A 22,934-nucleotide genomic window follows, 5' to 3' on the forward strand; every position below is an offset into this window, starting at 1 on the left:
TCGGCGTCACGCGGCGGTGGTGAGCGTGTGAATACCGTGCAGCTGCGTCATGACGTCCCGCAGCGAGCGGCAGTTGCGCGGCCCCGCACCCGGCGCGGGCCGCATCGCACCATGACCGTCCTCCAGTGCGTCGGCCGTCGCCGACAGCGCACTCGTCACCTGCTCCACCTCGGCGGGCGACGGCCGGGGTACGCCGAGCTCGACCCGCAGCGCACACACGGTCGCCGCGTCGACGATGAGTTCGGCGGAGGCCGTCACGGCCGCCCAGTCACGCTTCTTCCCGCCGTACGGGCCCGGCAGTTCGGCCGCCGCCGTCTCGGCCGCCGCCCGTGCCTCGGCGAGCGCGCGGTACGCGGCGTTGCGCAGGGCCAGACCCTCTGCGCCCGACCTGCGCGGGGCGTGCGCCCCTCCCGGTCCGGTCAGCACATGGCGCAGATACCGCTCCGTGCAGCGCAGGGTGACCGCGTATCGGTGCCCCACCCGCACTCGGGTATCGGCCAGCCGGGGAAGGTGCCCGACGAGCAGCACGATGGCGCAGGCCAGCGAGGTCTCCAGCAGCCGGGCGGGCGCGGCCTCCGTGTCACCTGCCGTGCGGACGAAGGAGAGCACCAGCACCGTGATCACGGCGGTCTGCAGACCGAAGTGCCGGACGGAGAACGGGACCAGCGCGGCGCCCACGACGACCAGCGCCACCGTGGCCGGAGCGCCGAAGCCGCCGAGAACCGTGGTGCACAACAGAAACGCCAGGACTCCGGCGACCGTGCCCGCGAACCGGTTCACCACCCGGGAGAACAACGGCCCCATGTCCGGCTTCACCAGGAACGCGGCGGTGGCCGGCAGCCAGTACCAGTGGACCTGGTGCAGGATCAGGGCGACCGTACCGGTGGCCGCGACACAGAGCGCCACCCGCAGCCCGTACTCCCGCCCCGCCGGCGAGAGCATGCTCCGCCAGGACCGGGACGGCGCGGCGGTGTTCCGCGTGCCCGGGGCGGCAGCGCCGTGCAGCGTACGGTCGAAGACGACGGCGGTCTGAAGCAGCGCACGGTCGAACGCCGCCCGCTCGACCGAGTCCGAAACCGGGCTCGGCAACAGCCCCGCAGGACCGCCGGTCCGCACGGCGGCGGCCAGCCTGCGGGGTCCGTCGGCGACCTCGCAGGGGACGACCCGCCCCTCCCACAGCAGCGCGATGCTCGCCTCGCACAGCGCGACCGCCGCGCCGAATCGTTCGGCGAGTGGATGGCCCGCGGCACCGCCCCGGCCGGGCCAGGGCAGCAGCCGCATGAGACGCAGCGCCTCGTCCGCCTGCTGCTGCGCGGCGACCAGCCTGCGACGCGCAGCGGAGGCATGCGGTCCGCCGAGTGCGTTGAGCGCGTCCGCCAGGGCGTCGAAGACGGCGGCGACCGCCTCGTGCTCGCCGCTCGACCGTGCGGGCCCGCCGTGCCCGGGCGCCCGCAGGACCAGCCGCAACAGCAGCAGCCAGATCGCGCCGGAGAGGAAGCAGAGGGCCTTGGCCCAGGCAGGCCCCGGCATCGGCATCCCCATGCCGATCGTGGTGGTGACCAGCATCTGGAGGGCCGCCGCCGACCACAGCGCACCCACCGCGCTCAGCGCACCGGAGACCCACCCGACCAGGAAGAGCACGGGCACCGCGGCCCAGCGCCCGGCACAGTCGGCAACCAGGGCGCCGACGAGCAGTCCGAGCGATCCGGCCACGGCGGGCAACCCGATGCCCACCAACCCCTTGCGCCGGGTCCCCGGGCGGTCGTTGACCCCGGCAAGCATCGCCCCGAGTGCCGCGAGTACCCCCGGCCCCGGATGTCCCGTGGCGATACCGGCACCGAGCAGCGGCCCCGCCCCGAGCGCGCCGCGCACCATCGCGGTCCGGGGGACAGGGGCCGCGCGTCGGCTCACGACGTGGGTGAGCCAGGCGGGCGCGGGCCGTCGGCCGGACCGGACACCTCTATGAGCCGGGACACGCACGGCTGACCTCCTCGTACACCGGCCGGACACAGATCTGGGGCTGTCGGGGCGGGCAACGGCGGCCGCATACGAGCGACCGTAACAGGCTGATTTGTCGATGGAACGACGGTGAGGTTTCAGCGATGTGATCACTGCCCGGCATCGACCGGAAGTCGTGCACCCCCGGCTCGGTCCACCACGGCTCATGGGCCTCGGCGACCCGCGCCGCCGACTCCGGAAGCGGCGGCCGACGGCGTGCGGCTACCGGCCGGACCTTCGATGTGCCTACTGAACTGCTTCAGAACGCACGGCTCTTGACACCTTTGATGAAGGACACCCAGCCGGCCGCGTGAAAGACGAACGCCGGGCTGTCCGTGATCTTGCTGTCGCGCACGGGGACGAGGTCCGGAGCGCCGTCGGCCACATCCACGCAGCTGCCGCCGTCCCCGTTGCTGCAGGAGGACTTGCACCAGGCGGCCGAGCCCGGGATCACCATCGGGGCGAACTCGTCGATCGCAGTTGCCCGTTGTTCCGGTTCCGCGGCCTCGGCGAAGTAGTCCGCCACCTTCGACTTCCTGGCCGGCCGGCACAACCGTTCCAGATGCTCCCCGCTACGGTCGCCCAGCTGCTCCTGGGACAGCCCGGCGGCCTCGCGCAGGCGGCGTAACTCGCAGCCGTAGAAGGCTCGCGGATTGGTGTACGGGTCCAGTTCCTCGGGTTGCGGCATGTGGCGGAATCCAGCCGGACACCAGGTCGCCGGACTCGGAAACGACGTACCGGCCACCCCATCGTGGACGGCCCGGAATGCGATCGTGGATCAGCGGGTTTGCAACCTTCGCAGCACGCGGCACGAACAGCACAGAGAGCGGATGGCACCCATGGGCGAGTTGATCCTTATCCGGCACGGCGAGACCGAGTGGTCCCGGAACGGGCGGCACACGAGCCACACCGATCTGCCCCTGACCGACCTCGGCGAGCGTCAGGCCCGTGCTCTCGTGCCGCTGATCGCCGGCCGGAAGATCGGGCTCACCCTGGTCAGCCCGGCCCTGCGCGCCCGGCGCACCGCCGAGCTCGCCGGCCTTGACTCGCCCCGTGTCACACCTGACCTGCGCGAGTGGGACTACGGCGGCTACGAGGGCGTGACCACCGTCGAGATCCACCGGACCCGGCCCTCGTGGAACCTGTGGACCGATGGCGTCACCCCCGGCCCCGAGGCGTACCCCGGGGAGACGCCGGCTGAGGTGGGCAAGCGCGCCGACCGCGTGCTCACCGAGGTCCGGACGGCCGCCGAACAGGTGGGGGACGCCGACATCGCTCTCGTGGCGCACTCCCACTTCCTGCGCGTGCTCACCGCCCGCTATCTGGGGCTGGCTCCGGCCGGGGGCGCCATGTTCCAGCTCGTCACGGGGGCCGTCTCGCGGCTCGGCACCGAGCACGGGCAGCCCGTCATCACCGCCCTGAACCTGGCCCTGCCCGAGAGTCTCTTCCACGCCGCCGTCCCGGAGTCGCCCGAGCAGACCTGAGCATGTCCACGCCGTTCAGTCCATCGCGTCCGTCCCCATGTCGGCACGCATCGCGTCCCGCACCCGGGTCAGCGCCTCCAGCACCTGGGCGGCATGGTGCTCGTACTCCGGCATTCCGTGGAGGAGACCGTCGGCGACCGCGTCGCGCAGGTCACGGACCCGTCGGAAGTACAGGAGCGCAGGTTCGACGACTGCTCGTGGCGCGAAGACCTCGAACTGATAGCGCAGTTCGTAGCAGTCCGTGAAGCAGGCGCGGGCGGCCCGGGAGCGCTCCTCCGCGGACCGGGACCTGTCCCGCGCGATCGCCCAGAGTTCACTGCGCGCCTTGGCCAGAGCGGACAAGTAGGCGCTGTACAGGTCCCGTCGGCTCGTCCGCCACTCCCGCCTGGTCTCCCGCAGATCCCGGCGACGTTCGATGACCAGCGCCGAGCTGAGGGCGATGACCGCGCCTGCGACCGTGCTGACGACCGTTATCCAGCTCATCGCGGCAGCGTAGGAGAGGGGCGGGCCCCCTGAACAGACCCTCCTGCCGGATCCCGGCGCGCCGGTGCGGCGCTGGCGGCGGCACGTATATTCGGCTGGTACGACACGGCGATCAAGCCTGTGACGTGGGCTTTTATGGCCCGGAGAACGAGTGTGGACCAACAGCGAGGAGCAGGTCGATGACGACAACCGCGCGCCCGAGCGTGCAGCACGAGGACGACCGGGTGAGGGTCACCCGCTGGGACTTCGAGCCCGGAACGCGTACCGGCCGCCATGTCCATGCGTACGACTATGTGGTCGTGCCGGTTGTCGACGGTGTCATCAGTGCCTTCGCGCCCGACGGGTCGGTGACCGAGTCGCAGCTGCGGGCCGGTGAGTCGTACGCCCGCCCGGCCGGTGGTGAGCACGATGTCGTCAATACCGGCAGTGCCTGGCTGGCCTTCGTCGAGATCGAGCTCAAGGGGACATCGGCTGCGGCCGTGTCGTCCTGAGCCCGAGCGCCATGGCCGGGCCGGGGATGCCGTCCCCGTACCTCTTCGGGATCCGTCCTCCTCGGCATCCGCTGCGGGAGCGACGGCTCCGGTGGCGGATCAGTCTGCGCGCGACGCACAGCATTTTGTGAGCTCCTCCTACAGGGGCGTCGAGGCCAACTACTCCTGGTCCGGCGCCCAGTGGGATGAACGAACGGCCGGTACCTCACCCGAGGTACCGGCCGTTCACAGGAGTGGGGAGGTCAGGAGATCAGCTCCACCTCCGCCAGCGTCCCCTCACCGTCCGGCACCAGGCGGTAGTGCGCGTACGTTCCCGCCGTGCCCACCGAGAACACCCGGGTCTGCTTGTCCCAGGCGAACGACTGCCCGGACCGCTTGTCGAGGTCCTTCCACGTCGTGCCGTCCGTCGAGCCCTGCAGGACCCAGCCCGTCGGCGCCTTCGCCGCGGCGCCCGAGGTCAGCGTGTACTGGACCGCCTTCGTCGCCGACCCGACCGGGAGCTCCACCGCGCCGGTCACCGTCGTCGTCGTGGCCGACGTGTTGTCGAACAGCGCGCCTTCGCCCTTCAGGACGTCCTTCTTCGGCGACGGCACCTTGTCGTCCTGGGTGATCGACGTCGGGGCCGCGTTCTTGCCCGTGCCCCAGGCCGACGGCTTGGCGCCCATGTCGAACTCCAGGACGCCGCCCTTGGCGAGCACCTCGTGCGGCAGCGATGTGGACGTCCACTTCTTGCCGTTGACCTTCAGACCCTGCACGTAGATGTTCTTCGCGCTGTTCTTCGGGGCCTTGATCACGAGGTCGTGGCCGTTCTCCAGGTGGACGGTGGTCTTCGTGAAGAGCGGCGAGCCGATGGCGTACTCGCCACTGCCCATCACCAGGGGGTAGAAGCCGAGCGAGGAGAAGAGGTACCAGGCCGACTGCTCGCCGTTGTCCTCGTCGCCGTGGTAGCCCTGGCCGATCTCACTGCCCGTGTAGAGGCGGCCGAGGACCTCGCGGACCTTCTCCTGGGTCTTCCAGGGCTGCGACGCCGCGTCGTACATGTACGTGACGTGGTGCGCGACCTGGTTGCTGTGGCCGTACATGCCCATCCGTACGTCACGGGCCTCCGTCATCTCGTGGATGACACCGCCGTACGAGCCGACGAATTCGGGACCGGCCGTCTCCGGCGTGGAGAAGTACGTGTCGAGCTTCTTCGCCAGGCCGTCGCGGCCGCCGTACAGGTTGGCCAGACCGCGGCTGTCCTGCGGAGCCGTGAACGCGTAGCCCCAGCCGTTCGTCTCCGTGTAGTCGTAGCCCCAGATGCGCGGGTCGTACGTGTCGGAGGCGACCCGCCAGTCACCCTTGGCATTCCTGCCCTGGAAGAAGCCCGCCTTGGAGTCGAACAGCTCGACATAGTTGCGGGCCCGGTTCAGGAAGTACTCCGACTCCTCCTTGTACCGCTCCTTCTTCGTCTTCCTGTAGAGCGCCTGGCCCATCTGCGCGAGGCCGTAGTCGTTGAGGTAGCCCTCCAGCGACCAGGACAGACCCTCGTGCGTCGACGTGTTCGCGTATCCCGCGAACGGGGACGTCTCCATCCCCTTCCGGCCCACACCCGACGACGGCGGAACCACCGTGGCGTTCTTCAGGGCCGCCTCGTACGCCGCCTCGCCGTCGAACTTCACGCCCTTGACGTACGCGTCCGCGAACGCGACGTCCGACGAGGTGCCGGTCATCAGGTCGGCGTAGCCGGGGGAGGACCAGCGGGAGATCCAGCCGCCGTCCTTGTACTGCTGGACGAAACCGTCGACCATCTCGCCGGCCTTGTCCGGCGTGAGGAAGGAGTACGCGGGCCACGTCGTCCGGTAGGTGTCCCAGAAGCCGTTGTTGACGTACACCTTGCCGTCGACGATCTTCGCCCCCGTGTGGGTGGGGGTGTCCGGGCCGATCTGCGGGGAGAACGGGCTGGCGTACTGGTCCTTGCCGCCGACCCGCTCGAAGCCCGAATTCGGGTAGAGGTACAGCCGGTACAGGCTGGAGTAGAGCGTCGTCAGCTGGTCGGCATCGGCGCCCTCGACCTCCACCCGTCCCAGGATGTCGTCCCAGGCCTGCTGCGCCCGGTCCTCGACGCGGCCGAAGGAGCGGGACGCGGGGATCTCGGCGGCGAGGTTCTGCTTCGCCTGGTCGATGCTGATCAGCGAGGTGGCCAGACGGAGGTTGACCGTACGGTCCTTGCCGGCGTCGAAGCGGAGGTAGCCCGTCACGTCGTCACCGCCGCCGCCCTTGAGCTTGCCGCTCGCGGTGACCGGGGCATCGAAGACGCCGTAGACGAAGAGCCGGGTGGCACCGGTGGAGAGGCCGCTCTTCACGTCGGAGAAGCCGGTGAAGGAGCTGGTTGCCGGGTCGAGAGTGAGTCCGCCGTCGTTGGAGATGTTGTCGAAGACGACGGACGCGTCGTCACCGGGGTACGTGAACCGCATCCGCGCCGCGTGGTCGGTCGGCGTCATCTCGGCCTTGAGGCCGTTCTCGAACGTCACTCCGTAGTAGTGCGGCTTCGCCGTCTCGTTCTCGTGCTTGAACGGCAGGGCGCGCGCCGTGCGGGAGGCGTTCGGGGTGTCCTTGGCCACCGACGGCATCAGCTGGAACGTCTGCCGGTCGCCCATCCACGGGCTCGGCTCATGGCTCGCGCTGAACGCCTGGAGAGTGGGCAGGTTGTCGTCGTTGTTGGCGCGCTGGTAGTCGTACAGCCAGCTCGTCGAAGCGGCGTTGGTGACCGGCGTCCAGAAGTTGAAGCCGTTCGGGACGGCGGTGGCGGGGAAGTTGTTTCCGCGCGAGAAGCCGCCGCTGGAGTTGGTGCCGCGGACCGTCGACGCATAGTCGGACAGGTGCGCCCGGCGCTCCTCCGGGGCCTTCGGGGCGAGCTTGATGTCGTCGATCCAGCCCTGGAACTTCGCCGGGCCCTTGGGGGAGTCGTACGCCACCAGGATCCGGTCGACGGTCTTCCCGGCCGCGACCGTGCCGATGCGCGAGGCGACCTTGTTCCACTGGTTGACGTACAGCCGCTTGGCGTCGGCCTGGCCCTGCGGGGTCAGCGGACCGCCGTGGCTGTCGGTGGCACCCAGATCGCTCAGGTACGTGCCGTCGGTGAACGCGAGGTCGACCGCCACATGCGTGGCCGGGTACGAGAGGTCCGTCTCGCCCATCTGCGGGTAGACGAGGTAGGAGAGCTCGGTGTCCCGGGTGACGGCCGTGTCGACGTCGAAGATCTTGTTGTACGAGTACGCCCGGCCGTCCGCCTTGTGCGTGCCCGCGTAGCGCAGAGCCTTCTTGCCCGTGAAGCCCGCGCCGGCCTTGGCCGTGGGGGAGCCGGACGGACCGCGGTCGATCTGGCTGCGCATCTCGTCGGGTGCCGGTGTGCCGGTGTTGCCGTCGGAGAACTGGACGTCGGCGAGCTGAGTGATGTTCGAGGCGCCGTTGTTCTTCGTGATGTCCAGACGGAAGTGCTGGTAGGCCGTGTCGCCCGTGATGTCGTACGACTTGGTCTGGAAGCGCTCGCTGAAGGACTGGTCGGTCCGGGAGTCGAGGTCCACCCACGTCTTGCCGTCGGCGGAGCCCTGGAGTGTCCAGTTCCTCGGGTCACGCTCGTCGTAGTCGTTGGCCGAGGTGAGCGCGTAGGTCACGACCTTGACCGGTTCGGCGAGATCGAACTCCAGCCAGCCGGTGGGCTCGAAGGTCAGCCACTTGGTGGCGGACTCTCCGTCGATGAGGTTCTCCTTCACCTCACCACCGCCGGTGTTCTCGTCACTGGCGCGGACATCGGTGACCTTGTCCGTGACATTGCCCGGTATTCCGGACGAGAAGCCGCCATCGATACCCGACGACCGCTTCGTCCCGTCAGACCCCTCCTCCACGGTATTGCGCCAGTCCGGCTGCTTTTCGTCTGCCTCGAACGAGGAGGTGAACGTCTGGTCGGCTGTGGGCTTTTCACCCCTTTCGAGGGAACGTGCCGACTGGGCGAAGGCCGAAGTCGGGGCGGTCACGACCAGGACCAGTGAAGCCGCAATGAGTGCGGCTGTGCGGCTTTGTCTCTTGCGAGAACCATGTCGGGGCTGCATGCCGAGCCAATCCTCCCGAGGAAGTGCGCGTTGGACAACGTTGTCAGAGTGATGCGCAGGATCCAGTAGGGAGCCAAGTGGCTGGATGTGTCAAGGGTGTTGGGCATGGACGGCCGGGCGAATCGACCGTATTGCGGAAATCGTTACACGCGGACGAGGGCGCACGGGGTCCATGTATCCGCGAGGTCTCAACTCGGGAAAGACTGCCGCTCAAAGCTGCATTCGATCTTGCTCAGTTGGCTGCAAGTGGACTATACCTGTCGGCGTCTACCCCGCCGTTTTCCGTGCGGGCGGACAAGGGGGGCCGGGGGAACGGTCGAGGGGATGCCATGAGGTGCATCCGCCGCTCGATCTCCCGAATCCCCCACTGCATCCGGCTAGCCTGCAAAATCAGCACGACCCAAGCGCAACTGACCGCGGTGGCGGGGCCCTTCGCCTGAGGCGAATTTCGACGGGCGACCGGTACACACCGCCTGAGTCCTGGAGAAGGCGAGGACTTGAGCATGGGATCCACCTCCGGCCACACGAATGAGGGCCTCGGCCGTCGCGACGTGATCAAGCGGTCTGCCGCACTCGGTCTGATCACCGTTCCGACCATGAGCTTCCTGTCGGCGTGTGCGAGTAGCGACAGCGGCACCGACGACTCGGTCAAGAAGGGCAAGACGAGCGCCAAGAACCCGCTCGGCGTCAATGAGACCGCTGCCCTCGACGTCGTCATCTTCGACGGCGGTTTCGGTCAGCAGTACGCGATCGACGCGGAGAAGAAGTACAACGAGGCCTTCCCCAAGGCCCCGAAGGTCAAGCACACCGCGACCCAGAAGATCCAGTCGCAGCTGCAGCCGCGCTTCAACGGTGGCACCCCGCCGGACCTGATCGACAACTCGGGCGCCGAGCAGATGGACATGGGTGTCCTCGTCGGCAAGAAGCAGCTGCTCGACCTGACGCCGCTGATGGACGCCCCGTCCATCGACGACCCGAGCAAGAAGGTCCGTGACACGCTGCGTCCCGGTGTCCTGGAAATGGGCCAGTTCGACGGCGACCCGGTCTGGATCATGTACTACGCGTACACGGTCTACGGTGTCTGGTACTCGCAGACCGCGCTGGACAACCTCGACGCGCAGTACCCCGAGACCTGGGACGACATGCTCGCCCTCTGCGAGAAGGCGAAGAAGAAGGGCATCGCCGGCTGGACGTACGCCGGTAAGTACCCGTACTACCTGCCGTTCTCGCTCTACCCGTTCATCGCCAAGATCGGTGGCCGGGAGGTTCTCGACAAGATCGACAACCTGGAGCCGAACGCCTGGAAGGACCCCGCGGTCAAGGCGGCGTTCGAGGCGTACTACGAGCTGTACAAGAAGGGGTACATCCTCAAGGGCACCCCCGGCATGACCCACATCCAGTCGCAGACCGCGTGGACCAAGGGCAAGGCGCTCTTCATCCCGAACGGTTCGTGGGTGGAGAACGAGGCGGCGCCCACCACGCCCAAGGACTTCAAGATGATGGTCGCGGCGCCGTCCAGCCTGGACGCGTCCGACAAGATGCCGTTCGGCACCATCTGGGCCTCCGGCGGTGAGCCCTTCGTCGTCCCGGCCAAGGCGAAGAACCCCGAGGGCGGCATGGAGCAGCTGCGCATCATGCTCTCCGAGGAGTCCTCGAAGAACTTCACCAAGCAGGTCAAGTCCCTCAGCGCCTTCAACGGTGGCACCGACGGTCTGACCCTGTCCACGGCCATGCAGGCCGGCGTCGACGCGCTGAAGAAGGCCGGCGACAACGTGGTGAACCCGCGCCTGCAGGACTGGTACGTGAAGCTCCAGAAGGAGCAGATCGGCGTCGCCGGCATCGGCGAGATGATGGCGGGCCGCGCGACCCCGGCCGAGGCCATCCAGAAGATCCAGGCCTTCGCGGACGCGGCGGCCAAGGACCAGTCCATCAAGCACTACAAGCACCAGTGAGCAACCGTCACCAGCGGCGGCACCCGCGGAAAGATCGGGGTCGGTAAACGATGCAGCACGGCAAGTACCGCTTCATTGTGGGGTTCTTGACAGTCCCACTGGCGTTGTACGCGGTCTTCGTCATTTGGCCGTTCATCCAGTCCATCTACTATTCCTTCACGGACTGGACCGGTCTGAGCCCGGACTTCAAGATGGTCGGCTTCGACAACTACACCAGGATGTTGAAGGACGACATTTTCTGGAAGTCCTTGCAGCACAGCGTGTTGCTCGTGCTGCTGCTGCCGCTGGTGACGCTGGGCCTCGCGCTTTTCTTCGCCTTCATGCTCAATGTCGGCGGCAGGCGGCGTAAGAACGCCACGGTCGCCGGCGTGCGGGGCTCGGGCTTCTACAAGATCGCCTATTTCTTCCCGCAGGTGCTCTCGATCGTGATCGTCGCCCTGCTCTTCCAGTTCGCGTTCAACCCCAGTGACGGGATGCTGAATTCGACCCTGAAGGGCATCGGTCTCGGCTCCGTCCAGCCGGACTGGCTGGGCGATCCGAGCCTCGCGCTCATCTGCGTCATGTCGGTGCTGATCTGGTCGACGGTCGGATTCTTCGTCGTCCTGTTCTCCGCCGGAATGGCGTCCATTCCGAAGGACTTCTACGAGGCGGCGCTCCTCGACGGCGCCAACCGCATCACGACGTTCTTCCGGATCACTCTGCCGCTGCTCTGGGACACGGTGCAGTCGGGCTGGGTCTACATGGGAATTCTGGCGCTCGGCGTGGAGGCGTTCACGGCCGTACAGGTCATGACCGTGGGTCCCGGCGGTCCCGACTACTCGACCACGGTCCTGCCGCTGTACGTGTACCAGACGGCCTTCCGTGACGGCCAGGCAGGATACGCAACAACGATCGGTGTCGGACTGCTCATCGTCACCATGGCCTTCGCGGCCATCGTGATGCGACTGGGCCGGCGCGAGCGGCTGGAGTTCTGATGAAGACCACTGACACCCCTCCCGCGCCTGCGGCGGACCGCGTGCCCGTGTCGACGGTGACCGTGCCCGGCGGCAAGAAGGAGAAGAGCAGCGAGGGCTCCGTCCTCAACGTGTTCTCGCACGGCGTGCTGATCATCTGGGCGATCCTGGTCGTCATGCCGCTGCTCTGGGCGGTGATGGCGTCCTTCAAGACGGACGACTCGATCCTGTCGACGCCGTGGGCGCTGCCCGACAAGCTGCACTTCGAGAACTGGTCGCGCGCCTGGAGCCAGGCGCACATGAGCGATTACTTCTTCAACACGATCGTCGTGGTGGGCGGCTCGCTCATCGGCACGCTGCTGCTCGGTTCCATGGCGGCGTACGTACTGGCGCGGTTCGACTTCCCGGGGAACCGCTTCCTGTACTTCCTCTTCATCGGCGGGATGAGCTTCCCGATCATCCTGGCGCTGGTCCCGCTGTTCTTCGTGATGAACAACATGGGACTGCTGAACACGGTGCACGGACTGATCCTGGTCTACATCGCGTACTCCCTGCCCTTCACCGTCTTCTTCCTCACCTCGTTCTTCCGGACGCTGCCGACCTCGGTGGCGGAAGCGGCGATGCTCGACGGGGCGTCGCACACCCGGACGTTCTTCCAGGTCATGCTGCCGATGGCGAAGCCCGGCCTGATCAGCGTCGGTATCTTCAACTTCCTGGGGCAGTGGAACCAGTACATGCTGCCGACGGTGCTGAACACCGAACCGGATCACCGGGTGCTCTCCCAGGGCCTGGTCGAACTGGCCACCAGCCAGGGATACAAGGGTGACTGGTCCGGCCTCTTCGCCGGTCTGGTGATGGCGATGCTGCCGGTCCTCGCGGCCTACATCGTCTTCCAGCGTCAGGTCGTCGCGGGCCTGACCGCGGGGGCCGTGAAGTAGCGGCCCGCCGGACACCGCATGGACGGACGAACCGCCCGTCGGCCCTGTGCCGACGGGCGGTTCGTCCGTTCTTCGTGTCCGCTCATCGGGGCCTGTCCGCTCATCCGAGGCTCGGACTGCTCAAGGTCTTGACGGGGAGTGCCCCAAAACGCTCAGCTTAGAGTTCACATGTTAGAGAAAACGGTAGGAGTGAGAGAGTCGATGGAGACTCCGGGGTCGCAGACATCTCTGCATCGCGCCAACCTTGAGCGGGTCGTGCGCGCCGTACGTATGGCGGGTTCGCTCACCCAGGCGGAGATCGCCAGAAGCACCGGCCTCTCCGCGGCCACGGTCTCCAATATCGTTCGCGAACTGAAGGACGGCGGCACGGTCGAGGTGACCCCCACCTCGGCGGGCGGCCGCCGGGCCCGCAGCGTCTCCCTGAGCGGTGACGCGGGCATCGTGATCGGCGTCGACTTCGGACATACGCATCTGCGGGTGGCGGTCGGCAACCTTGCCCACCAGGTGCTCGCCGAGGAGTCCGAGCCGCTGGATGTGGACGCCTCGTCGGCGGAGGGCTTCGGCCGGGCGGAACAGCTGGTCAAGCGGCTGATCGAGACGACCGGGATCGGCCCGGACAAGGTGATCGGAGTGGGCCTCGGCGTTCCCGGTCCGATCGATGTGGAGTCCGGCACGCTGGGCTCCACGTCGATCCTGCCGGGCTGGACGGGCATCAACCCGAGCGAGGAGCTCGCCGCACGGCTGGGCGTGCCGGTGTACGTCGACAACGACGCCAACCTCGGGGCGCTGGGAGAGCTGGTCTGGGGGAGCGGCAGGGGGGTCAAGGATCTCGCGTACATCAAGGTCGCAAGCGGTGTCGGCGCCGGTCTGGTGATCGACGGACACATCTACCGGGGGCCCGGCGGCACGGCCGGCGAGATCGGCCACATCACGCTCGACGAATCGGGTCCCGTCTGCCGCTGCGGCAACCGCGGATGCCTGGAGACCTTCACGGCCGCGCGGTACGTCCTGCCCCTGCTCCAGCCCAGCCACGGGCCCGATCTCACGATGGAACGGGTGGTCCAGCTGGCCCGGGAGGGCGATCCGGGCTGCCGCCGGGTGATCGGGGACGTCGGGCGGCACATCGGCAGCGGCGTCGCCAACCTGTGCAACCTGCTCAACCCCAGCCGGGTGGTCCTCGGCGGCTCCCTCGCCGAGGCGGGGGAGCTGGTCCTCGGGCCGATCCGCGACTCGGTGTCGCGCTACGCCATCCCCAGCGCCGCCCGGCAGCTGTCGGTCCTTCCGGGGGCCCTCGGCGGCCGGGCCGAGGTGCTCGGTGCGCTGGCTCTCGTGCTCAGCGAAATGGGGGATTCAACCCTTTTGGAGAGCACTCTGCCCACGGCCACACCTGCCTTCACTTAGATAACGAATGGCACCGTTGTCATCTCGTTAAGGATTTACTCCTTGACGCTGACGTCGCAGCCGAGTTGACTTCCAGCCACCTCGGCCGCAACGTCGCGGCCTCGTCAGGGAGGTTCGAGAATGAACACGCGTATGCGTCGTGCCGCCGTTGCCGTTGCCGCCACCGCGATGGCTGTCTCGCTCGCCGCTTGCGGCAGCGCCAAGGAGTCCGGCGACAAGGCCACGGACACCGGCTCCGCGAAGAAGGGCAACGATCTCAAGATCGGTCTGCTCCTTCCCGAGAACCAGACGGCCCGTTACGAGAAGTTCGACAAGCCGATCATCGAGAAGAAGATCAGCGATCTCACCGACGGCAAGGCGAAGGTCGTCTACGCCAACGCCAAGCAGGACGCCACGCTGCAGACGCAGCAGGTCGACACCATGATCACCAACAAGGTCGACGCGCTGATCGTCGACTCGGTGGACTCCAAGGCCATCGCGGGCGCGGTGAAGAAGGCCAAGGACGCGGGCATCCCCGTCGTCGCCTTCGACCGTCTCGCCGAGGGGCCGATCGACGCCTACACCTCCTTCGACAATGAAGAGGTCGGCCACGTCCAGGGCAAGGCCCTGCTGGAGGCCATGGGCTCCAAGGCCGACGGCGGCACGATCGTGATGATGAACGGCGCGATCACCGACCCGAACGCCGCGCTCTTCAAGAAGGGTGCCAAGGCGGAGCTCGACGGCAAGGTCAAGGTCGGCAAGGAGTACGACACCAAGGAGTGGAAGCCGGAGAACGCCAACGCCAACATGGAGGCGGCGATCTCGGCCCTCGGCAAGGGCAAGATCGACGGCGTCTACTCCGCCAACGACGGCATGGCGGGCGGCATCATCACCGCCCTCAAGGCCGCCGGTCTCTCCAAGCTCCCGCCGGTGACCGGCCAGGACGCCGAACTGGCCGGCGTGCAGCGCATCGTCGCCGGTGAGCAGTTCATGAGCGTCTACAAGCCGTACGGCCCCGAGGGCGAGGCCGCTGCCGCGATGGCCGTGGCGCTGGCCCAGGGCAAGAGCCTCGACTCGATCGCCACCTCCACGGTCGACAGCCCCACCGACAAGGGCGTTCCCACGTTCCTGGTCCCGGTCGTCTCGCTGACCAAGGACAACATCAAGGACACCGTCCTCAAGGACGGCGTCTACACGCTGGACGAGATCTGCACGGCCAACTACAAGGCCGCCTGCGACAAGCTCGGCCTGAAGTAGGCTGCACCCTCGCCGTAAGCGCGGTCGGGCAATCGCCTTGCATGCAAGGCGAGTTGACTGTGCTCCGGCAGCAAGTCCGCTGATTTCTCGGCGGCTTGCACCATGGAAGCCTGTCCGGCGCCCCGCACATCAACCGTCCCGCTATCGGGCGGGGCGCCGGGCGGAACGCTTCCGCACTCTTTTGTTCTCTTCTGCTCGACCACCGCGCCCTCCCCCGGCGCGGCATCCCCGCCGGTCAGGCGGCGAAGGAGATGGTTCACGTGTCCGCTACGCCCGTGTTGGCGTTGCGAGGGGTCTCCAAGCGATTCGGTGCCGTTCAGGCGCTCACCGATGTAGAGCTCGAGGTCCACGCCGGTGAGGTGGTCGCCCTGGTCGGCGACAACGGCGCCGGTAAATCAACGCTGGTCAAGACGATCGCCGGGGTTCACCCCATCGATGACGGAGTCATCGAGTGGGAGGGCAAGGGCGTCCAGATCAACCGGCCGCACGACGCCCAGAACCTGGGCATCGCGACCGTCTATCAAGACCTGGCGCTCTGCGACAACATCGATGTCGTCGGCAACCTCTACCTCGGCCGGGAGCTCCGTAAGTTCGGTGTCCTCAACGAGGTCGAGATGGAGCGCCGCTCCCGCGAGCTTCTCAGCACGCTGTCGATCCGCATACCCAGCGTCCGTATCCCGATCGCCTCGCTCTCCGGCGGTCAGCGCCAGACCGTGGCCATCGCCCGTTCGATGCTCGGTGAGCCGAAGCTCGTCATCCTCGACGAGCCGACCGCGGCCCTCGGTGTCGAGCAGACCGCCCAGGTCCTCGACCTCGTCGAGCGGCTGCGCGAGCGCGGTCACGCGGTGATCCTCATCAGCCACAACATGGCCGACGTCAAGGCGGTCGCCGACAAGGTGGCCGTGCTCCGGCTGGGCCGCAACAACGGCGTCTTCGACGTCGCGACCACCTCGCAGGAAGAGATCATCTCCGCGATCACGGGCGCCACGGACAATGCCGTGACCCGCCGCGCGGCGCGCAACGGGGAGGCCCAGAAGTGAGCACCGACAACACCTCCAAGCCGATGCTGGCGACTGCCGACGCGCCCGCCGAGAACCCCGCCGCGGCGGACGGCTCCGTCACCGCCGTCGACCCCCGGCTGCTCGTCCGCGAGCAGGGCCTCTCCGGATACCTCGGCGAGTTCAAGCGCAAGATGAAGGCCGGCGACCTGGGCTCGATCCCCGTCGTCGTGGGCCTGATCATCATCTGGGCGATCTTCCAGAGCCTCAACTCGAACTTCCTCACCGCGGGCAACCTCTCGGACATCTCGGTCGCCATGGTCGGCACCGGCATGATCGCGGTCGGCATTGTCTTCGTCCTGCTGCTCGGCGAGATCGACCTCTCGGTCGGCTCGGTCAGCGGTGTCGCGGGCGCCACCTTCGCGGTCCTCAATGTCACCCACGGCATGTCCGAGTGGCTGGCCCTGATCCTGGCGATCCTCACCGGCGCGGCGGCCGGCGCGATCCACGGCTACGTCTTCGCCAAGATCGGTGTCCCCGCCTTCGCCGTCACCCTGGCCGGTCTGCTGTTCTGGAACGGCTTCATGCTCCAGATCCTCGGCTCCAACGGCACCATCAACCTCGACTCCGAGGGTCTGGTCGCCAAGCTGACCAGCTACTACTTCAGCGATGTCGCGGCCGGCTACGGCCTCGCCGCAGTCGCCGTGGCGGCGTACTTCCTGTCGTCCTTCCTCGACAACCGTCGCCGTGAGGCGGTGGGCGTCCCGTCCCGCCCGCTGAGCGAGATCATCGTGCGCACGGTCGCGCTGGCCGTGGTGGCCTTCGCCGTCGCCATCATGTTCAACCAGTACAAGGGTCTGCCGCTCGCCGTGGTGATCTTCCTGGTCATGCTGGTGACGACCGACTTCGTCCTGCGCCGCACCTCGTACGGCCGCAAGATCTTCGCGCTCGGCGGCAGCGTCGAGGCGTCCCGCCGCGCCGGTATCAACGTGGTGATGATCCGGACCTCGGTCTACGCGATCTCCGGCACCTTCGCCGCCATCGGCGGACTCTTCATCGCCTCCAAGATCACCTCCGCCAACCAGGGCGCGGGCAGCGGTGAGCTTCTGATGAACGCCATCGCGGCGGCCGTCATCGGCGGCACCAGCCTCTTCGGCGGCCGCGGCCGCACCTGGAACGCGCTGCTCGGCGTGCTGGTCATCATCTCGATCCAGTACGGCCTCGCCCTGCAGGGCATCGCCTCGCCGATCCAGTACATGATCACCGGTGGTGTGCTTCTCGCCACGGTCGTCATCGACGCAGTCACCCGCAAGACCCAGAAGACGGCGGGCCGCGCCTGACCGCGGAACCCGCGCGTGTGCCCGGCACCCATCGCGGTGCCGGGCACACGCACGTACGCAGGCACGTACGCATCGAAGAGAACGTCCGCAGCCGGATCCGGTCCCGAACACGCCGCCCGATGACCTCGCGCGCGGACGGAACATTAGACTCATCGGATCGGCATGCTCGACCAGCTCGAAACGCAAGGAGGCACGGGTGGCTCTGCTGACCCGCATCGGTGGACCGCGTGACCTGGACCGGCTCACTCCCGAGCAGCTGGACCAGCTCGCCGAAGAGATCCGGACCTTCCTCGTCGACGCCGTTTCCAAGACCGGTGGCCACCTCGGCCCCAACCTGGGTGTGGTCGAGCTGACCATCGCCCTGCACCGGGTCTTCGATTCGCCGAAGGACAAGGTGCTTTTCGACACCGGCCACCAGAGCTATGTGCACAAACTGCTCACCGGTCGCAAGGACTTCTCGAAGCTCAAGAGCAAGGGGGGCCTGTCCGGTTACCCCTCGCGCGCCGAGTCCGAGCACGACATCATCGAGAACTCGCACGCCTCCACCGTCCTCGGCTGGGCCGACGGACTCGCCAAGGCCAACGAGGTACTGAAGAAGGACGACCACGTCGTCGCGGTCATCGGTGACGGCGCGCTCACCGGCGGCATGGCCTGGGAGGCGTTGAACAACATCGCCGCCGCCAAGGACCGTCCGCTCGTCATCGTCGTCAACGACAACGAGCGCTCCTACGCCCCGACCATCGGCGGCCTCGCCAACCACCTCGCCACCCTGCGCACCACCGACGGCTACGAGCGTTTCCTGGCCCGCGGCAAGGACATCCTGGAGCGCACCCCCGTCGTCGGGAAGCCGCTGTACGAGACGCTGCACGGCGCCAAGAAGGGGCTGAAGGACTTCATCGCCCCGCAGGGCATGTTCGAGGACCTCGGTCTGAAGTACGTCGGCCCGATCGACGGCCACGACATCGAGGCCCTGGAGTCCGCGCTGCAGCGGGCCAAGCGCTTCGGCGGCCCGGTCATCGTGCACTGCCTCACCGAGAAGGGCCGCGGCTACACCCCCGCCCTCCTCGACGAGGCCGACCGCTTCCACGCCGTCGGCAAGATCCACCCCGACACCGGCCTCCCCATCGCCACCTCCGGCCTCGACTGGACGTCCGTCTTCGGCGAGGAGATGGTCAAGCTCGGCAAGGAGCGCAAGGACATCGTCGCGATCACCGCGGCCATGCTCCAGCCGGTCGGCCTCACCAAATTCGAGAAGGAATTCCCGGACCGGATCTACGACGTCGGCATTGCCGAGCAGCACGGCGCGGTCTCCGCGGCGGGCCTCGCCACCGGCGGACTGCACCCCGTCTTCGCGGTGTACGCCACGTTCCTCAACCGGGCCTTCGACCAGGTCCTCATGGATGTCGCGCTGCACAACTGCGGCGTCACGTTCGTCCTGGACCGGGCGGGTATCACCGGCACCGACGGTGCCTCGCACAACGGCATGTGGGACATGTCGATCCTGCAGTGCGTGCCGGGCCTGCGGATCGCGGCTCCGCGCGACGCCGACCAGGTCCGCGCCCAGCTGCGCGAGGCCGTCGAGGTCGACGACGCCCCGACCGTGGTCCGCTTCTCCAAGGGGGCGGTCGGCCCGTCCGTCCAGGCCGTCGGCAAGGTCGGTGGCATGGACGTGCTCCGCAGGGCCGACACGGCCCGCCCGGACGTCCTCCTGGTGTCCGTCGGCGCCCTCGCCCCGATGTGCCTGGAGATCGCCGATCTGCTGGACGCCCAGGGCATCACGACGACGGTCGTCGACCCGCGCTGGGTCAAGCCCGTCGACGAGGCCATGGCGCCGCTCGCCGAGCAGCACCGCGTCGTCGTCACCGTCGAGGACAACAGCCGGGCCGGCGGTGTCGGCTCCGCTGTCGCCCAGGCGCTGCGCGACGCCGGGGTCGACGTACCGCTGCGCGACTTCGGTATCCCGCCGCGCTTCCTCGACCACGCCTCCCGCAAGGAGGTCATGGCAGAGATCGGGCTGACCGCGCCGGACATCGCCCGTCAGGTGACCGGGCTCGTCGCCAAGCTGGACGGCCGCTTCGACAGCGGCGCCGACAGCCGCTCCGTGATCGAACCCGCGCGCGACTGACCCCTTCGAGCACGGTCCCCGCGACCGGCGGGCGATACGGCAGATGGGCCGGTCGGCCACCCTGTACGGGTGGTTCGACCGGCCCATCTGCGTGAAATCGTCCGGTGCGGAGCCTCCCGCGACCGATGAGGTCCCAATCATGGCGTACACGACGAGTGCGTGGAGGTACGCCGGTGACTGCCCAGCAGGACACACCACCCAGGAAGGGCGGACTGTTCCGGACCAAGACGGTCGAGCAGTCCATCCTCGACACCGAGGAACCGGAGCACGCGCTCAAGAAGTCACTCTCTGCCCTGGACCTCACGGTCTTCGGGGTGGGTGTCATCATCGGCACCGGCATCTTCGTCCTCACCGGCAAAGTGGCGAAGGAGACCGCGGGACCCGCGACGTCCCTCGCCTTCGTGGTCGCGGGCATCGTCTGCGCCCTGGCCGCGCTCTGTTACGCCGAGTTCGCCTCCACCGTGCCGGTCGCGGGGTCCGCCTACACCTTCTCGTACGCCTCGCTGGGCGAGCTGGTCGCCTGGATCATCGGCTGGGACCTGGTGCTGGAGTTCGCCCTGGGCACGGCGGTGGTGGCGGTCGGATGGTCCGGCTACGTCCGCTCGCTGATGGAGAACGTCGGCTGGCACATGCCCGACGTGCTCTCCGGTCCGGATGTGGCCCCAGGATTCGGCTTCGACGTTCTGGCCTTCGCCCTGGTGGTCGTCCTGACCGTCATCCTGGTGCTCGGCATGAAGCTCTCCGCCCGGGTCACGACGGTCGTGGTCGCCATCAAGCTGGCCGTTGTCATGATCGTGATCATCGCGGGGCTCTTCTTCATCAAGGCCGCCAACTACTCGCCCTTCATCCCGCCGGCACAGCCGCAGCCGGCCGGCTCCGGGCTGAGCGCGCCGTTGATCCAGCTGATGTTCGGCTATGCACCGACCAACTTCGGCATCATGGGGATCTTCACCGCAGCCTCCATCGTCTTCTTCGCCTTCATCGGCTTCGACGTCGTCGCGACCGCCGCCGAGGAGACCAAGCTCCCGCAGCGAGACATGCCACGCGGCATCCTCGCTTCGCTCTTCATCTGCACGGTGCTCTACGTCGCCGTCTCGCTGGTGGTCACCGGCATGGAGCACTACACCGAACTGTCGGTGAGCGCCCCCCTGGCCGATGCCTTCAAGGCCGTCGGCCATCCCGTCTACGCCGGGTTCATCAGTTTCGGCGCGGCCGTCGGCCTGACGACGGTGTGCATGATCCTGCTGCTGGGTCAGACCCGGGTGTTCTTCGCGATGAGCCGCGACGGGCTGCTTCCGCGGTTCTTCTCCAAGACGCACCCGAAGTTCGGCACCCCGTACCGCCCGACCATCCTGCTCGGCGTGATCATCGCGATCGTCGCCGGCTTCACCAGCATCAACGAGCTGGCGACACTGGTGAACATCGGCACGCTCTTCGCGTTCGTCGTCGTCGCCCTGGGAGTCGTGGTGCTGCGCCGTACCCGCCCCGATCTGCACCGCGCGTTCCGCACCCCGTGGGTGCCGGTGCTCCCGATCCTCTCGGTGGCCGCGTCGGTGTGGCTGATGCTCAATCTGCCGGCCGAGACGTGGCTCCGGTTCGGCATCTGGATGGCCATCGGCGTGATCATCTACTTCACGTACGGACGCAGTCACAGCCGGCTCAACCTCGATACCCGCCGCCGGTGAGTCAGTCCGCACGCGACGGCGGCAGCGGCCGCACGGTACGGGGACCCGCGCACCGAGCCCCGTACGCCGCCACCCGCTGCCGCAACTCCCGGTCGGCGGTGACCACGACACAGCCGTGGCCCGCCGGCCGGGCCGCTTCGGCGGCGACCAGCTCGACGATCAGGTCGTCCCCGCTGCCGGGCGCCGACTCCACCCGTACCCCCGGCACCGACGCGACACCGCGGGCCGCGCCCTCGACGACCAGCACCAGCTCGACGGGGCCGGGATGCCCGGGCAGACCGTCAGCGGCGAACGGGACCAGGGAGTCCCGCAGCCGCTCGGCCGCGCCCTGCCGGTCCCGCCACCAACCGTCCGGCACCGACCCGAACACGTTGGCCGCGTCCACGATCACCAGGGTCCGTTCGGTCGGCATGCCGGAAGGGTGTCACGCTCCGGCCGCCGCACGGTCCGTCAGCCGCCGGTGGCGGGGGACTTCTTCGCCGACTCCGGGATCGTGCCGTCCTTGCGGATCGCCTTCCAGAGGTCACCGGCCTGCGGCTGGGCGGCCACCACACGGTTCGGGTCCTGCTTGTCGTACGCCACCGGAAGCATGATCGTTTCCATCGTGCTCGGGTCCACACCGTTCATGGACCGGCCGAACTCGGCAAGGGACTTCAGCGAGGCGAGCCCGGAGTCCGTGGTCAGCGACTTGGTGGCCGAGTTGGCGATCTTGTACGAGTTCGTCGGACTGCTCAGCAGATCCTGCGACTTGACCTCGCTCAGCAGCGCGAGGAGGAACTGCTGCTGGAGCCCGATCCGGCCCAGGTCGCTGCCGTCGCCGATTCCGTGCCGGGTGCGGACGTACGCGAGGGACTGGGTGCCGTCGAGCCTGTGCTGGCCTGCTGTGAGGTCGAGGCCGGACGACTTGTCGTGAATGTCCTGCGGGACGTCGACGGTGACGCCGCCGATCGCGTCGACCAGATCCTTGAACCCGGCGAAGTTGATCTCCAGGTAGTGGTCGATCCGCACCTTGGACATCTTCTCGACGGTCTTGACCACACAGGCCGGACCGACCTGCGAGTAGACGGAGTTGAACATCACGCGGTTCGCCGACGGTACGGTTGAACCATCGGCCTTCGTGCACTCGGGTCGGGTGACGAGGGTGTCGCGCGGTATGGACACGGCGACGGCCCTGGTGCGGCCCTCCGGAATGTGCACCACCATCGCGGTGTCGGACCGGGCGCCGCTGACGCTGCCGCCGCCGCCCAGTTCCTTGTTCTCGGCGCCGGCCCGCGAGTCCGAACCGAGGACCAACAGGTTCTGCCCGCTGGTCGGCAGCTTTTCGGGCCGGTCGTCGCCCAGTGCCTTGTTGATGTCGACGCCCTTGATGTTGCCGTCCAGCTTGCTGTACAGCCAGTAGACGGTTCCGCCCGCGGCGAGGAGCAGCACGAGCAGGATGCCGAGCGTGATCTTGAGGCCGCGACGGCGCTTGCGGGGCGCTCGTCTTGACGGGGGTGCAAGGGGCGCGTGCGATTCGGTACCGGAGGTCTGATCTGTCATGGGCTCGTCTAGTTCTTCCGTCGGGACACGCCAGAACGCGTGCGAGAGGGGAGGAATGGGTGGTGGGCGGTCCATGTTGTGCCGAAGTCGCTCCGTGGGGTACCGCGCTTCTGCCCAGGCATGATTCGTGCCTCAAAGTCGCATTGTGCGACAGGAATCACTCGGAAATCGACCCTGTCGAGTATTATTGTGACACCAGTTGTTGCCGTTAAGGCGAAAC

The 22,934-nt window shown here is 67.9% G+C and carries 17 protein-coding genes; 11 read left to right on the plus strand and 6 right to left on the minus strand.

Annotation, left to right across the window (positions count from 1 at the left end; translation table 11 throughout):
* Positions 1–6: 6 nt before the first annotated feature.
* Together ACFU8W_RS16845 and ACFU8W_RS16850 are read right to left on the minus strand one after the other, a co-directional pair.
* Positions 7–1,980, minus strand: a complete 1,974-nt coding sequence (locus tag ACFU8W_RS16845) for an FUSC family protein (RefSeq protein WP_384037287.1) — start codon at positions 1,978–1,980, stop codon at positions 7–9.
* Positions 1,981–2,257: 277 nt separating this feature from the next.
* Complete coding sequence (locus ACFU8W_RS16850; RefSeq protein ID WP_384037290.1) at positions 2,258–2,686, minus strand: DUF397 domain-containing protein; 429 nt, start codon at positions 2,684–2,686, stop codon at positions 2,258–2,260.
* A gap of 151 nt (positions 2,687–2,837) precedes the next feature.
* Here ACFU8W_RS16850 and ACFU8W_RS16855 point away from each other — a divergent pair, with 151 nt between their 5' ends.
* A complete protein-coding gene (locus ACFU8W_RS16855; protein ID WP_384037293.1) occupies positions 2,838–3,482 on the plus strand; it encodes a histidine phosphatase family protein in 645 nt (214 codons plus the stop codon).
* A 15-nt stretch (positions 3,483–3,497) separates the two neighbouring features.
* On the opposite strand, the gene ACFU8W_RS16860 is transcribed toward ACFU8W_RS16855, so the two are convergent.
* On the minus strand, positions 3,498–3,965 hold the full coding sequence (locus tag ACFU8W_RS16860; protein ID WP_345514109.1) for a hypothetical protein: 468 nt from the start codon (positions 3,963–3,965) through the stop codon (positions 3,498–3,500).
* Positions 3,966–4,144: 179 nt separating this feature from the next.
* On the opposite strand from ACFU8W_RS16860, the gene ACFU8W_RS16865 reads away from it, so the two are divergent.
* Positions 4,145–4,456, plus strand: a complete 312-nt coding sequence (locus ACFU8W_RS16865; RefSeq protein WP_366693082.1) for a cupin domain-containing protein — start codon at positions 4,145–4,147, stop codon at positions 4,454–4,456.
* Positions 4,457–4,698: 242 nt separating this feature from the next.
* Here the strand turns inward: ACFU8W_RS16865 and ACFU8W_RS16870 are convergent, their stop codons facing one another.
* Positions 4,699–8,547, minus strand: coding sequence for a GH92 family glycosyl hydrolase (locus ACFU8W_RS16870; RefSeq protein ID WP_384037298.1), 3,849 nt, complete (start codon positions 8,545–8,547; stop codon positions 4,699–4,701).
* A 503-nt stretch (positions 8,548–9,050) separates the two neighbouring features.
* Between ACFU8W_RS16870 and ngcE the strand changes: the two genes are divergently transcribed.
* The 9 genes from ngcE to ACFU8W_RS16915 all read left to right on the plus strand — a co-directional run bounded on the left by ngcE (position 9,051) and on the right by ACFU8W_RS16915 (position 21,175).
* Complete coding sequence (gene ngcE, locus ACFU8W_RS16875; protein ID WP_384037301.1) at positions 9,051–10,499, plus strand: N-acetylglucosamine/diacetylchitobiose ABC transporter substrate-binding protein; 1,449 nt, start codon at positions 9,051–9,053, stop codon at positions 10,497–10,499.
* Positions 10,500–10,549: 50 nt separating this feature from the next.
* Entirely contained in the window at positions 10,550–11,473 is a 924-nt protein-coding gene (locus ACFU8W_RS16880; protein ID WP_345514105.1) for a sugar ABC transporter permease, read from the plus strand.
* Positions 11,473–12,390, plus strand: coding sequence for a carbohydrate ABC transporter permease (locus ACFU8W_RS16885; protein WP_345514104.1), 918 nt, complete (start codon positions 11,473–11,475; stop codon positions 12,388–12,390). The genes ACFU8W_RS16880 and ACFU8W_RS16885 overlap by 1 nt, the downstream gene beginning before the upstream one ends.
* Positions 12,391–12,591: 201 nt before the next feature.
* Positions 12,592–13,791, plus strand: coding sequence for an ROK family transcriptional regulator (locus tag ACFU8W_RS16890; RefSeq protein WP_345514103.1), 1,200 nt, complete (start codon positions 12,592–12,594; stop codon positions 13,789–13,791).
* A gap of 120 nt (positions 13,792–13,911) precedes the next feature.
* A complete protein-coding gene (locus tag ACFU8W_RS16895; protein ID WP_345514102.1) occupies positions 13,912–15,027 on the plus strand; it encodes a substrate-binding domain-containing protein in 1,116 nt (371 codons plus the stop codon).
* 251 nt (positions 15,028–15,278) lie between these two features.
* Positions 15,279–16,067: an ATP-binding cassette domain-containing protein gene (locus ACFU8W_RS16900; RefSeq protein ID WP_328886390.1), complete on the plus strand. Its 789-nt coding sequence runs from the start codon at positions 15,279–15,281 to the stop codon at positions 16,065–16,067.
* A complete protein-coding gene (locus ACFU8W_RS16905; RefSeq protein WP_384037307.1) occupies positions 16,064–17,365 on the plus strand; it encodes a sugar ABC transporter permease in 1,302 nt (433 codons plus the stop codon). The genes ACFU8W_RS16900 and ACFU8W_RS16905 overlap by 4 nt, the downstream gene beginning before the upstream one ends.
* 196 nt (positions 17,366–17,561) lie before the next feature.
* A complete protein-coding gene (dxs, locus tag ACFU8W_RS16910; RefSeq protein ID WP_345514099.1) occupies positions 17,562–19,490 on the plus strand; it encodes a 1-deoxy-D-xylulose-5-phosphate synthase in 1,929 nt (642 codons plus the stop codon).
* A gap of 173 nt (positions 19,491–19,663) precedes the next feature.
* Complete coding sequence (locus ACFU8W_RS16915; RefSeq protein ID WP_384037312.1) at positions 19,664–21,175, plus strand: amino acid permease; 1,512 nt, start codon at positions 19,664–19,666, stop codon at positions 21,173–21,175.
* Position 21,176: 1 nt separating this feature from the next.
* Here ACFU8W_RS16915 and ACFU8W_RS16920 read toward each other — a convergent pair whose 3' ends face one another.
* Positions 21,177–21,587 (minus strand): NTP pyrophosphohydrolase, encoded by a 411-nt coding sequence (locus tag ACFU8W_RS16920; protein ID WP_384037315.1) that lies wholly within the window; start codon positions 21,585–21,587, stop codon positions 21,177–21,179.
* A gap of 38 nt (positions 21,588–21,625) precedes the next feature.
* Complete coding sequence (locus ACFU8W_RS16925; RefSeq protein WP_345514095.1) at positions 21,626–22,714, minus strand: LCP family protein; 1,089 nt, start codon at positions 22,712–22,714, stop codon at positions 21,626–21,628.
* Between the last annotated feature and the right edge of the window lie 220 nt (positions 22,715–22,934).

The sequence above is a fragment of the Streptomyces sp. NPDC057565 genome (assembly GCF_042801455.1).
GTDB lineage: Bacteria > Actinomycetota > Actinomycetes > Streptomycetales > Streptomycetaceae > Streptomyces > Streptomyces yanii.

Bases quoted from the DNA above. Each gene is read 5' to 3' on its own strand.
- ACFU8W_RS16890 (WP_345514103.1), top strand. From the start codon at position 12,592: ATGGAGACTCCGGGGTCGCAGACATCTCTGCATCGCGCCAACCTTGAG.
- ACFU8W_RS16895 (WP_345514102.1), top strand. From the start codon at position 13,912: ATGAACACGCGTATGCGTCGTGCCGCCGTTGCCGTTGCCGCCACCGCG.
- ACFU8W_RS16850 (WP_384037290.1), bottom strand. From the start codon at position 2,686: ATGCCGCAACCCGAGGAACTGGACCCGTACACCAATCCGCGAGCCTTC.
- ACFU8W_RS16920 (WP_384037315.1), bottom strand. From the start codon at position 21,587: ATGCCGACCGAACGGACCCTGGTGATCGTGGACGCGGCCAACGTGTTC.
- ACFU8W_RS16900 (WP_328886390.1), top strand. From the start codon at position 15,279: ATGGTTCACGTGTCCGCTACGCCCGTGTTGGCGTTGCGAGGGGTCTCC.
- ACFU8W_RS16880 (WP_345514105.1), top strand. From the start codon at position 10,550: ATGCAGCACGGCAAGTACCGCTTCATTGTGGGGTTCTTGACAGTCCCA.
- ACFU8W_RS16855 (WP_384037293.1), top strand. From the start codon at position 2,838: ATGGGCGAGTTGATCCTTATCCGGCACGGCGAGACCGAGTGGTCCCGG.
- ACFU8W_RS16925 (WP_345514095.1), bottom strand. From the start codon at position 22,714: ATGACAGATCAGACCTCCGGTACCGAATCGCACGCGCCCCTTGCACCC.
- ngcE (WP_384037301.1), top strand. From the start codon at position 9,051: ATGGGATCCACCTCCGGCCACACGAATGAGGGCCTCGGCCGTCGCGAC.
- ACFU8W_RS16860 (WP_345514109.1), bottom strand. From the start codon at position 3,965: ATGAGCTGGATAACGGTCGTCAGCACGGTCGCAGGCGCGGTCATCGCC.
- ACFU8W_RS16870 (WP_384037298.1), bottom strand. From the start codon at position 8,547: ATGCAGCCCCGACATGGTTCTCGCAAGAGACAAAGCCGCACAGCCGCA.
- ACFU8W_RS16865 (WP_366693082.1), top strand. From the start codon at position 4,145: ATGACGACAACCGCGCGCCCGAGCGTGCAGCACGAGGACGACCGGGTG.
- ACFU8W_RS16885 (WP_345514104.1), top strand. From the start codon at position 11,473: ATGAAGACCACTGACACCCCTCCCGCGCCTGCGGCGGACCGCGTGCCC.